The 12,307-nt window shown below is 64.7% G+C and carries 9 protein-coding genes; 6 read left to right on the forward strand and 3 right to left on the reverse strand.

The features are described 5' to 3' along the window. Positions 1-5 precede the first annotated feature (5 nt). From EXR94_11000 to EXR94_11020, 5 genes are all read left to right on the forward strand, one after another. The gene (locus EXR94_11000; protein MSR03246.1) at positions 6-1,739 is read left to right on the forward strand and encodes a PAS domain S-box protein; all 1,734 of its coding nucleotides are present in this window, start codon (positions 6-8) and stop codon (positions 1,737-1,739) included. Further along, positions 1,736-3,115 carry a sigma-54-dependent Fis family transcriptional regulator gene (locus EXR94_11005; GenBank protein MSR03247.1) on the forward strand — a complete coding sequence of 460 codons (1,380 nt, stop codon included), beginning with the start codon at positions 1,736-1,738 and terminating at the stop codon, positions 3,113-3,115. Before EXR94_11000 ends, EXR94_11005 begins: the two co-directional genes overlap by 4 nt. After that, on the forward strand, positions 3,108-3,833 hold the full coding sequence (locus EXR94_11010; protein ID MSR03248.1) for a class I SAM-dependent methyltransferase: 726 nt from the start codon (positions 3,108-3,110) through the stop codon (positions 3,831-3,833). Before EXR94_11005 ends, EXR94_11010 begins: the two co-directional genes overlap by 8 nt. Further along, positions 3,830-4,549 (forward strand): glycosyltransferase family 2 protein, encoded by a 720-nt coding sequence (locus tag EXR94_11015; protein MSR03249.1) that lies wholly within the window; start codon positions 3,830-3,832, stop codon positions 4,547-4,549. Before EXR94_11010 ends, EXR94_11015 begins: the two co-directional genes overlap by 4 nt. Positions 4,550-4,883: 334 nt before the next feature. Next, positions 4,884-6,248, forward strand: a complete 1,365-nt coding sequence (locus EXR94_11020; GenBank protein MSR03250.1) for a hypothetical protein — start codon at positions 4,884-4,886, stop codon at positions 6,246-6,248. Between the two features lie 88 nt (positions 6,249-6,336). On the opposite strand, the gene EXR94_11025 is transcribed toward EXR94_11020, so the two are convergent. The 3 genes from EXR94_11025 to EXR94_11035 form a co-directional block, all read right to left on the reverse strand. Continuing rightward, positions 6,337-8,418 carry a M28 family peptidase gene (locus EXR94_11025; GenBank protein MSR03251.1) on the reverse strand — a complete coding sequence of 694 codons (2,082 nt, stop codon included), beginning with the start codon at positions 8,416-8,418 and terminating at the stop codon, positions 6,337-6,339. Beyond that, positions 8,415-10,106: a glutamine--tRNA ligase/YqeY domain fusion protein gene (locus EXR94_11030; GenBank protein ID MSR03252.1), complete on the reverse strand. Its 1,692-nt coding sequence runs from the start codon at positions 10,104-10,106 to the stop codon at positions 8,415-8,417. The genes EXR94_11025 and EXR94_11030 overlap by 4 nt, the downstream gene beginning before the upstream one ends. Positions 10,107-10,272: 166 nt before the next feature. Beyond that, the gene (locus tag EXR94_11035) at positions 10,273-11,961 is read right to left on the reverse strand and encodes a hypothetical protein (GenBank protein MSR03253.1); all 1,689 of its coding nucleotides are present in this window, start codon (positions 11,959-11,961) and stop codon (positions 10,273-10,275) included. Between the two features lie 191 nt (positions 11,962-12,152). Between EXR94_11035 and EXR94_11040 the strand changes: the two genes are divergently transcribed. Next, a partial coding sequence (locus EXR94_11040; GenBank protein ID MSR03254.1) for a prepilin-type N-terminal cleavage/methylation domain-containing protein occupies positions 12,153-12,307 on the forward strand: 155 nt, incomplete at its 3' end.

Below are 12,307 nucleotides of genomic sequence, written 5' to 3' on the forward strand. Positions count from 1 at the left end.
AATCCATGGGGCAGGGCCAAGTGCCGGACGCGGAGTCGAAACTCGTTCCAGCCCGGGGCGGGGCGCATCTGGACGTCAAACTTGGCCTCCCGAGCTTCCCGGTTCTGATGCGGGCGCTGTTCCTTGGCCGCACCGTGCTGGCGGTCACGACTCTAATCCAAGCGGCGCTGGCATTCAACGAACCGCCGGACGAGGGGGCGGATTTCGCTCGGTACGTGGCGTTCATCGCCGTTATCACGGTGGTCTTCGTCTTGGCGGTGACGGCCTACGGCGCTTTCGTCGTCTTTGTTCGACGGAGCCGCCCAAGCCTCGGCTTTCTCCAAAGCCAAGCGGCGATGGACATGCTGCTGGTGACGGCGCTGGTGCACTTTGCCGGGGCCGAACAAAGCGGCTGGGCGGCGCTCTACGTGCTGGTGATGGCGATGTACGGTCTCCTGATGCCGTTTCGGTCGGGGATCGTGATGTCGCTGTTTGGGTCGGTCCTGTTTCTTGCCAATGCCAGCTTTGCGCAGCCGGAGCGAACCCTGGGCCTCGGATTGTGGGGCCAAGTGGCGGTGTTTACCGTGGTCTTCATCTTCGTCGCATTCTCGGGGCATCGGCTGCGGGCGGCCGCGTTGGACCAGACCCAACTCGAAACTGAGCTCGAGCATGTCCGGTTCGAGGCCGATGAGATTCTCCGGAACATTCGGTCCGGAGTGTTGACCGTCAACAGTCAGGGCGAATTGGCGTTCATTAATCCGACCGCCGAGACGGTGCTTGGAATTGTGGCGGAGGATTGGTACAGGCGCCGGATCATGCCGGAGCTCGCCGAGCGGGCGCCGGAGCTCCATGCCGCGATCCAATCGGGCCTCGGCGGCGGCCAACGGGTGGCCCGGGCAGAGGGGTCGGTACACCGGCCCGACGGGCGGTCGTTTCCGATTGGGCTCTCGACCACGACGATTCAGCGGGAAACCGAGCAGTTGCCGTCGGTGACGGCAATCTTCAGTGATATTTCCGATGCCCAGTACTTGCAGGAGCTTCATCTGCGGGCGGAGCGGCTGGAGGCGGTGGCGGCGTTGTCTGCCTCCCTGGCCCACGAGATCCGGAATCCCTTGGCGTCGATTCGCAGTGCCGTGGAGCAATTGGCCCAATCGCACCGGGACGATCCGGACGAACGGTTGCTGGGCGATCTGGTGCTGCGTGAGAGTGACAGGTTGAGCCGGTTACTCGGAGAATTCCTCGATTTTTCGCGGGTGCGGGCCAGTCATTTCCGGGCGGTGAACCTGTTGACGGTGTCGAATGACGTGGCGCGGATGGTTCGGGAGCATCCGGATTGTGCCCCGACGATCGACCTCTCGGTGTCGGGTCCGGCCACGCTGGTGCAAGCCGATGAGGATCTGATTCACCGGATCGTGTGGAACTTGATGCTCAATGCGGTGCAGGCCGTGAAGGGTCCTGGCCGGGTGACCGTGACGATTGACATCCCGGACGCGGCCGAGTTGCCCCGCGGGTCGGGCCTCGACCAGGCGGTCCGCCTGCGGGTGGCCGATGACGGACCCGGCATCGATCCCGAGGTGCGGGACCGGCTGTTCCAGCCCTTCGTTTCGGGACGAACCGGCGGGAGCGGGCTGGGCCTGGCGATCGTGCAACGAGCGGTCGAGGCGCATCGCGGCTTGGTGTTGGTCGAGTCGCTGCCGGGTGAAGGGACTACATTTACCATTCTGCTACACGCGAAGATGACGATGGAGGAGGCGGTATGAGTCAACAACCCTCGATCCTGATCGTGGACGATGAGTCCGGGATCTTGGATACCCTGCGCATTCTGCTCAGGAAGGAGGGATTCGAGGTCACCACGGCCCAAGGCGGCAAGGCGGGACTCGAACAAATCCGGAGCGGCAATCACGACATCGTGCTGACTGATGTGCGGATGCCCCAAGTGAGCGGCCTCGATATCCTGCAGGCGGCCAAGGAGCAGGACATCATGACGCCGGTGCTGTTGATGACGGCGCAGGCCTCGCTCCAGACGGCGGTCGCGGCGGTCAACGCCGGCGCCTTTTACTACATCCAGAAGCCGTTTTCAAACGACGAACTCCTGGCCATTCTCAGGCGGGCCTGCGAATTCCGCCAGATCCGGGTCGAGAACCGGCTGCTGAAGCAGGACATCCGGCGGCGGGGCGACCGGCCCACGGTGTCCCGCCCGATCGGCAAGTCCCGGCGGTTCCTCGATTCGCTGCGGCTCGCCGAGGTCGTGGCCCCGACTGATTCGACGGTACTGATCCAGGGTGAGAGCGGAACCGGCAAGGAAGTCATCGCACGCTACCTCCATAACTTGTCGACCCGCGCCGACGGGCCGTTCATGTCGATCAACTGTGGGGCCTTGCCGGAGAACCTTCTCGAGAGCGAGTTGTTCGGGCACGTGAAGGGATCGTTTACCGGGGCGGTTCGGGACAAGCAGGGACTGTTTGCCGCGGCCCGGGGCGGGACGTTCTTCATGGATGAGGTCGGCGAGATGCCGCCGTCGTTGCAGGTCAAGCTGCTGCGGGTGCTCCAAGAGCGCGAAGTGATTCCAGTCGGCGCGACGGAGTCGATTCCTGTCGATGTCCGGATCATCGCCGCCACGAACCGGGATCTCGAGGAGGAGGTCCGGCGGGGTCACTTTCGTTCGGATCTCTTTTATCGGCTGAACGTCATTGCGCTCGAATTACCGCCGCTTCGAGACCGGCGGGACGACTTGGTCCTCTTGATCGACAACTTTCTCCAGGAGCTTTCCTCGGAGCGGTCCGATGCGCCGAAGGCCCTGTCGTCCGAGGCGCTCGATGCGGTCATGGTCTACGACTGGCCCGGAAACGTCCGCGAGTTGCAAAACGCCCTCGAACATGCGGTGGTCTTGAGCCGGGGCGATGTCATCGATCCGATGAGTCTTCCCGAGCGGATTACCCGGCGCCGCAAGGAGCCGTTGGTGGCGGAGCGTTCGTCGCCGAATCCGTCGCTCGACATCGTGGAGCGGGCCTACATCATGTGGGTGCTGCAGTCGGAGGGCGGCAACAAGACCCGCGCCGCCGAGGTGCTGGGCATCGATCCGTCGACGCTGTACCGCAAGTTGTCGAGGTACGAGGAGCAGACCACCGGTGTCTGAGAGCCTCGCACCTGGCGATGCGGTGGGGGCCGAGACCCTCGCGATCATGGCGGCCGCGCCGAACTACAACACGTGGATGTATCAGGTGATCGCGCCGTACGTTGGCCGCCGGGTGCTCGAAGTTGGCTCCGGCATCGGGAACATGTCGGCCCAAATGGTCGAGGCCGGGGCCGAACATCTCGTGCTTACGGACATGGAAGCATGGTACCGAACCCGGCTCCGCGAACGGTTTGGAGAGAACCCATCGGTCCGCGTCGAATCCTTGATGCTTCCTGACTCGGAGGCCGGTGAGCGCTTCCGGGCTGACCGGCTCGATACGATCGTGGCGTTGAATGTGGTCGAGCATATCGAAGACCATGTCGGGGCGTTGGCCACGATGCGCCAGATGCTGGCGCCGGGGGGACGGGTCGTGATTCTCGTACCGGCCATGCCGTCGATCTACGGCGAAATGGACCGCGAACTCGGTCATTTCCGCCGGTATGGGAAGGAGTCGCTTGGCGCGGTGTTCCAAGCCGCCGGTTTTCGCGCGGACCGGATGTTTTGGTGGAACCGGGTTGGCGTGGCCGGGTGGTGGTTCAACGGCCGGGTTCGAAAAGTCAGCCGAATTCCGATCGATCAGCTGAAACGTTTCGATGGGTTGGTGCCGGTGCTCAAACTCGAACGATGGTTTCCCTTGCCGTTTGGTCAGTCCCTTGTTGCCGTGGGGTCGCCCCGATGACTGCCTTGCCAAAACTTTCCGTGCTGATGCCGGTCTACAACGAAAAGAACACTCTTCGAACCATCATCGACCGGCTTCACCAAGTACCGCTACCAATGGAAATCGTGGCGGTGAACGACCGCTCCACGGACGGGAGTGGGTTGATCCTCGATGAAATGTTGAAAGAGAAGCTGATCGACGTGGTCATTCACCAGCCGGTCAACCGAGGCAAGGGCTTCGCGATCCGGACGGGGATCAAGCATGCCAGCGGGGATGTGATCATCATTCAGGATGCAGATCTCGAATACGACCCGATGGAATTCGGTACCCTGCTCGCTCCAATTCTCGTGGGCAAAGCCGATGCGGTCTTCGGATCGCGCTTTCTTGGCGGGCCTCACCGCGTGCTGTATTTCTGGCACTGCCAGGGCAATCGGCTGCTGACCCTGGTGTCCAACATCTTCACCAACTTGAACCTCACCGACATGGAGACCTGCTACAAGATGGTCCGGGCTCCATTGATGAAGTCGCTGATCCTGACGACCGACCGGTTTGGCTTCGAACCGGAGTTGACCGCTCGCCTGGCGCAGGCCAAGGCGAAAATCTGGGAAGTGCAGATCTCCTACTCCGGCCGGACCTACGAAGAAGGCAAGAAGATCGGCTGGAAGGACGGGGTGGCGGCGTTGGTCCATATCCTGCGGTTCAATCTCTTTCCTCCCAAGAAGCGCCCGGTCGAATGAGTGTCGGGCGGCATGGGGTAGGTCGGTGGACAGCGCGGCTCGGGGTAGCCGCGCTGCTCGTTTCGAGCCTGCTCCCGATTCCCAATTGGTATCCTTCGGAGCGCTCGGCGCCCTGGTTTGGGCCGGTGGTGTCCCATTGGCTGGTTGGCGCGGTCCCGGAGATAGGCCTCGGCGGTGTCGGTATTCCGGGTCTTCCAGACGCCATAGACGACGATGAAGCCGAGGCCGCCGAGAAGGACCAGCCAATCGAGCCAATGCATGGGAGCCAACGATAGCGACATCGGAGTCGATTCGGCGGGGTCGACAGCGGCGGGCCGGGCGAGTAACCTGCAGGATGATCGTGCGCTCTATTTCGTGGTCCCAGTGGGTGGTGGTGGTATTTGCCCTGGGTGGTCCGGGGTCAGCGGCCGTGGCCCAAACCGGCCGGATTGCCGGAACGGTGACCGATACCCTCAACCGCCGCCGGTTGGCCGGTGCGACCGTCCTGATCGAGGGGCTGAAACGGGTGATTCAGACCGATTCTGCAGGGCGGTTCGAAGCCGACAGTATTCCAGCGGGCACCTACCAAGTCACCTTTCGCCATCCGATGCTCGATACCCTGGCCATCCGGGCTACGCCGGTGTCGGTGGTGGTCCCGGCAGGCGGCTTGGGGCGGGCCAGCCTCGGGGTGCCGTCGGGCCGGACCTTCCTACGCCTCTGCGCGGCGGTACCGGGCGCGTTGAGTCAGTCGGCGGTGTTCGGCCTGGTTCGGGACGTGGTCACCAACGACCCGGTAGTCGGGGCCGCGATTCGGATCAGCTGGGTTGGGATGGTGGTCGATCAGCGGCTCGGGGTCCGGCGGGTGGTTGACGCCCGGGCCGACACGACCGATAAGGAAGGGCGCTACGTCGGGTGTGGGTTACCGACGGATTCCCCGGTGACGGTGACCGCGACGGCGCCGGGGCTGACCGGCCTGAGTGCCGAGGTGACGCTCCGGCCCGAAGAAGCGGTCCCGTTTCACGTCAGCTTGGCGCCGACCGGGGCTACGGCCGATGCGTCGCTGAGCGGCCGGGTCATCGATGGTGCTCGGCGGCCGCTGGCGGGGGCCGATGTCTGGGTGGTGAGCGGGAGCGCGGAGAGTGCGGTGGCCAAGACCGACTCCTCCGGGCGATTCTCCCTGAGCGGCTTGATGCCAGGCACGGGAACGGTGGCCGCCCGACGGATCGGTTCGGCTCCCGCCAGCCGGGCGGTAACCTTGGCCTCCGGGGGCTCCACCGTGGTCCAACTCACCTTGGTTCAGCAGGCCGTAGTCCTTCAGGAGCTGACGGTTGAGGCCAAACCGGTTTCCCGGGCCGCCCGCTCGGGGTTCACTGAACGGCAACAACGGGGCTTTGGGAAGTTTCTCGATGCCGATGCCTTGAGCCGTCTCGCAGCGGGCGACGCCGGAGGCGTCTTCCGTCAGTTGCCGTTCATTCGGGTCACCGAGCGGTCGGGCGGCTCGGCCCTGATGAATCAAGCCTCGCGCGGTTTTGGCGGGGGTGGACCGTGCCCCATGGTGCTGTTGGTTGACGGGATGGTCACGCCCCCGGACGCGCTTCGCGGCACGCCAAAGGAATACCTCGACGCCGTCGAGGTCTATAACAATGGGTCCGATGTTCCCATGGAGTACGCCAGCCCGGCGACCGCCTGCGGCGCGGTATTGGTTTGGACCAAACGTTAGGTGGCGCCGCCTGACCGGCCAGCGGCACCGCCGCAGCGAGCGATGCCAGGACGACGAGAATCTTCATGGATTCGCCATGTTGGGGCCCTCAGGGGGATGGGGACGGGAGCAGGGAATCGAGGGCCAGGGTCAGCCGTTCGAGCGCCCGCCGAATTCGACCCGCCTCGTGCTCGGCCCGGGCTGGGTCCTGGGTTCGAAAGGCTTCTGCCAGCCCGGGGAACGGCTGGCCGTCGTAGAGCGAGTAGATGTTCCACCCATAGACGACATGGCGGTACCATCGGGTGGCCGGGTCGCCCTCGTCGTCGGTGAGTTGTTGCTCCAGCCGGGCCAAGCCATCGTTGAGCCGTTGCTTTGCCCCAGGGGCTAGCGCTCCCGCCTTCCGCGCGGCATCGATCCGGGCCTCAAGCCGGGCGGCCGCCTGGCCCACGCGAACCGATTGGGTGGCGAGCGGTCCGAAGTCGACGGCCATGGCACCGGCCCAGGCGCGGGCTGCCGCCACGGCGTGGTCGAGAGTACTGGCTGAGTGGGAAAACCGGAACGGGAGGACTTCGGCGTCGGCCAACCGGATGGCGGCGGTGCCGAGCACTTGGCTCAGGACGGCGCCCTGCCGGAACCCCGGGTCGGCCATTCGTTCGACATAGGTCCGGGAATCGGAGTTCGAATGATAGGTTCCGAACCCGTAGCCGTTTTCTCCGATGAACTCGAGCGAGAGCGTCGGAACGCCGAGGTGGTCCTGGAACGGCACGAAATCGGCCCCGCTTCCTAACGCCTTGAGCTCCGGAACCAACTCGGATTCGGAATCGGGCCGCTGACCGGCGGGGAGCCGTCGCCACGCGGCGCTCCGCCAGCGATCGAACACCGAGGTGCCGCCCTCATCGACCGCCCGGGCCACGTCGGCCACGAAGTCACGGAGCGACGGCACGCCGCCCGGATCGAACCGGCCCACGGTGGACATGTCGGTGTTGATGTAGGCGACGAGTTCCCGCTGGAGGCGGGTCCGGAGCTCCTCGGCATATTCCGTCGAGCCGATCAACCCGAACTCCTCGGCATCCCAGAAGGCAAAAGCAATACTCCGCCGGGGGCGCCAACCGGTCCGGGTGAGTTGGCCGAGGGCCCGGGCGGTCTCGAGGAGAACAGCCACCCCGGTCCCCGGATCCACGGCGCCGAAGGTCCAGGCGTCGTGGTGGGTGCCGAGCAGTACGGTCCGATCGGGCTCCTCGCTTCCGCGGATCGTGGCGATCACGTTTCGAATCGGCTTCAACCCGTTGGCCATCGACACCGACACACGCGCCACGGCCGGTCCCGGGCCGACCCGATAGGGAAACGGCAACCCGCCTTGAAATCCGGCCGGTCCGTCCGGTCCGCCTAACGTCCTGAGGAAGGGTTCCGCCTCCGCGGCACTCAGTACCACGACTGGGATGGTGGGCAGGGTCGGCGCGGTGGCCGGGTCGAGGCGGGCTGCACCGGCCACCGCGGCCACCCCGGGGGTCAGCGGATCGCCGTGCCAGAACCAACTCAGTTTGGCGTTGCCCCGCTGGATCAGATGGCTGCCTCGCCAGGGGCCGGCCGGCCAGGGCAACCCTCTCGTAAATCCATCGTCCGCCGGGTCGCTGTAGAGGATCAAGGCTGCGGCGCCGGCCGCTTCGGCGGTGTGAACCTTCACCGCGCGATGGCTCTGTCCGTAGCGGGCCAAGACAATCCGGCCCCGCACCGCCACGCCGAGGCTCGCCAAGCGGGCGTAGTCGGCGGGGAGCCCGTAGTTGACATAGACCACCGGCGCTTCGGCCGTACCGGAGCCTGAATAGGCAATGAAGCCGGGTCCGAGTTCGGCATGGGCGCTGGTCGGATCGCCCGGTACCGGCGGTTCCCGGAGGGAAAACCGGTGGCGGGTTGGGGCCTTCATCTCGACGGCAATGCGTTTGGGGTGGGAGAGCCACGGCTGATACGCTCTCACTTCAACCGCCAGCCCGAACCGTCGGAGGGTCCGTTCGAGATGCCGGGCCATGGCCAGCGAAGCGGGAGTGCCTGCGATGTGGGGCCGACGGGTCAGCGGGGCGTGCAGCGCTGAGATCGAGTCAGCCGAGACGAAGGCCCGAAACCGCCCTTCGGGTTGGGCCGCCGCCGCCGAAGCGAGGGCCGTCACCATCAGGAGGGCCGGGCCACAGGTCATCCGGCGCCTTTGGCTTTTTCCTTTTCCCACGAGTCGCGGAGGGTGACGGTGCGGTTGAACACCAACGCGCCCGGCGCTGAATCGACGACGTCGGAGATGAAATATCCGGTCCGCTCGAACTGATAGCGGGCGCCGATCGGGTCGGCCGCCACCGAGGGTTCGATCTTGGCGCCCTTGACGATCATCAAGGAGGCGGGGTTGAGCGCCGAGATGAAATCCTGCCCTTCCGGCACGGCCTCGGGATCGGCGAGGGTGAAGAGCCGGTCGTAGAGACGGAGTTCGCAATCCACCGCGTGGGCTGCCGACACCCAGTGGATCGTGCCCTGGACCTTCCGGCCATCCGGGGCGTTGCCCCCGCGAGTGGCGGGGTCGTAGGTGCACCGGAGTTCGATGACGCGACCCGAGTCATCCTTGACCACTTCCTGGCAGGTGATGAAGTAGCCGTACCGCAACCGGACTTCGCGCCCGGGGCCCAACCGGAAGAACTTCTTGGGCGGATCCTCCATGAAATCGTCGCGCTCGATGTACAACTCGCGCGAGAATGGAACCGTCCGGGATCCGGTCAAGGGTACGTCGTGCGGATAGTACGACGCCTCCAGTGCATCGACCTGCCCCTTGGGGTAATTGGTGACAACGACTTTGAGGGGATTGACCACGCAGAGGACCCGGGGCACCCGGGTATTGAGATCGTTTCGCACCGCGTGCTCGTAGGCGGCGAGCTCGGTGTGGGCGTCTTTCCTGGCTACGCCGACCATGTCACAGAAATTTCGGATCGCCTCCGGCGTCACCCCCCGGCGCCGGATGCCCGAGAGGGTGTGCATCCGCGGGTCGTCCCACCCCGTCACGTGGCCTTCGGTGACCAGCCGCAACAACTTCCGCTTGCTGACCACCGTGTAATCGAGCACCAGCCGCGCGAACTCAGTCTGTTCCGGAGGCCGTTCAAAGCCGACCTGGCGAATCAGCCAGTCATAGATATCGCGGTTGTCTTTGAACTCGAGGGTGCAGAGCGAGTGGGTGATGCCCTCGATCGCATCCGACAGGCCGTGGGCAAAATCGTACAGCGGGTAGATGCACCAATCGTCGCCGTGCCGGTAGTGGTGGGCGTGCCGGATCCTGATCAAGAGCGGGTCGCGCATGATCATGTTGGGGTGGGCCAGATCGATCTTGGCCCGGACGACGTGCGCCCCATCCGGAAACTCGCCGGCCTTCATCCGGGCCAGGAGATCGAGATTTTCCGCCACGGTGCGGTCTCGGCACCGGCTCGGGGTCCCGGGGACGGTCACAGTCCCGCGGTGGAGGCGAATCTCGTCCTCGGTTTCGCTATCGACGTAGGCCAAGCCCTTGGTGATCAGCCCGATCGCGAACTCATAGAGTTTCCCGAAATAGTCGCTGGCGTAGCACTCGTTGTCCCACTGGAACCCCAGCCACTGAATGTCGCGCTTGATGGCTTCGACGTACTTGAGGTCTTCGGTCGAAGGGTTGGTGTCGTCGAACCGGAGATTGACCGTGCCGCCGAACTCTCGGGCAATGCCGAAGTTGAGACAAATCGACTTGGCGTGCCCGATATGAGGAAATCCGTTCGGCTCCGGCGGGAACCGGGTGCAGACCGGACGGCCAAACCGTCCACTGGCCACATCGTCGGTGACGGCGTCGCGAATGAAATCGCGCTTACCTGGTTCCTGGCTCAAAAGAGAGGGTCCGTTCGAATCGGGTTCGGTGCCGATGGATTCTGCTCCAAAATACACCGGGGCAGGCCAAGTCCGAGCCGGGCCGGCTCAGGGCACGTCGGCCGCCGATCGGCCGGTTGAAACATGACGAGGCCGAGCAGCAGGAACAGAGCGCCGCGGCGGCCCTTCACGGCATCGAATCCTGCGGTGTCAGGGAAATCCGGACCGTCCCGGGGGCGGCGCCGACCGCGGCGGCGCTATCTGAGACCCGGAGCAAGGTTTGGAACACCCGGGCCCGGGCGGGCCGGCTGGCGTAGGCCACTCCCTCCCGCGCCTCGGACCGGGCTTCCCCATACTTCCCCATAGAGAAGAGACAGGCAATCAGACTGGTGCGGGCGGCCTCCTGCTCCGGTTCGATCAACAGGGTTTGGCGATAGTACCGGGCCGCCTGCTCGCACATCCCGTTCAGGCGGAGTTTGTTGGCGAGGTCGAAGGAGGCCCGCCACTGTTTCGGGTAGAGGGCAATCGCGGCCTTGTACTCCCGTTCGGCCCAACTTCGCGATCCGACCTGGAACAGCAACTGCGCCAAGGCATGGTGGGCCCGGTATGAGAGTGGGGCGTCAATGCTGGTCTGGTACCAGAAGGTGAACTGGTCCTTCCAGACCCGTTGCCGGCTGGCGCTTCGGGTAGCGCCCATGATCAGGATAGCCCCGACCACGATCCCGGCCGCGATTTGAGGCCCCCGGGGCCTCAAACGGTCGAGCAACGGGGCGGCCAGCCCCCCGACGACCAGCATCATTCCGATACTGGGCAAGAACAGCGTCCGTTCCGCCAGGGCAATGCCGGTCGGCACCAGAATGTTGCTGACCGGGAAGATCCCGATGGCCACCCAGAGGAGACCGAGCGTCACGACTGGAAGCCGCCGCCAGCAGGCAAGGGCCACGATGACCGCGAGCCCGACCAAGAGCAGGCCCTGGGTCTGTCCGAGGCCCCAGGTCGTGGCGGCCTCGATCTCGCGGGGGGCATAGTCGCCCTGGAGGTGGGCCGGCCAGAGCAGGAGCCGATACCAATGCGGCACCACCGCCAGCATCGTGAGCGTCCGTCCGCCGATCGAGAGGCCATCCAGCGCCTCGGCGGTGAAGGTTCCGACCGGGTCGCCGCCGAGTGCAAAGGTGCGAATGGCAAAAAAGGTGGCCGCCCCAAGCAGCATGATCAGCAGCATGGGACGGATTTCCGCAATCCGTTCCCGAATTGGCCGGGCATCCTTCACCACGGTCAGTTCGGCGGCCACGATCAGGCCGATCACCATCAAACCGGTCTCCTTGAACAAGGTCGCGGTCAGATAGAGACCAAAGAGGGCCGCCGCGTGCCGGGGTTGGAAATCGTGGGTTCGGCGGATGCTGAGGTAGAGGGCTACGGTGACCACGCTGAGGAGACCCACCATGACCTCAGATTGGTTGACCGCCACCGCCACCGCCTCGACGTGGACCGGGTGCACCATGAAGAAGGCCGCCACCAACCAAGCCGCCACCGGTGACAGCAGCAAACCGGCGAGGTGAAACAGCGCCAACCCAGCGGCCGCATACATCCCGATGCTAACCGCCCGAAATACCCAGGGCTTGCCTCCCCCGAGGGTCCACTGGGTGGCGAACCCGGTGGTGGCGAGCGGGCGATAGAGGGCCGGGGGGAACGGTTTGGGCCAATACGACTGGGTGAAGAACGACCAGGGCTCGGCCAAGCTATGGACCAGAGGGTTCTTCTCGATGACCGGCATGTCGTCTTGGGAGAACCCGTTCCCGAGGTTCGTCACCGTCGAGCCAAGGCAGAGCCCCACCAGGCTGATTTTGAGCAGCGTCGTGCGGGTCATTAGTTTCACGGTGTTAAAGACTTCGCAAAACCCCGGTCGTCGCCGCGGTCTTGGCGCAGCGGCCGCTCGGCAGATCTTGGGTAAGGTATGACTGGCAAACAACTTAACCAAAGCCCTGGCGTTTGGCTCAAAGGGTGCCATTGAAACACCCACGACACTGGAAGTCACCCGAAGCAGGAACCCTATTGTGGAGGCAGGACATGCTTAATCGTAAGGGCTTTACTCTGATCGAGTTGTTGATCGTCGTCGTCATCATCGGCATTTTGGCGGCCATCGCGATCCCGAAGTTCGCGGCCACCAAGGACAAGGCCAAACTGGCCTCGGTCAAGACCGACATCCGGAACCTGATGACCGC

The sequence above is a fragment of the Gemmatimonadota bacterium genome, from assembly GCA_009692115.1.
Lineage (GTDB): Bacteria > Gemmatimonadota > Gemmatimonadetes > Gemmatimonadales > GWC2-71-9 > SHZU01.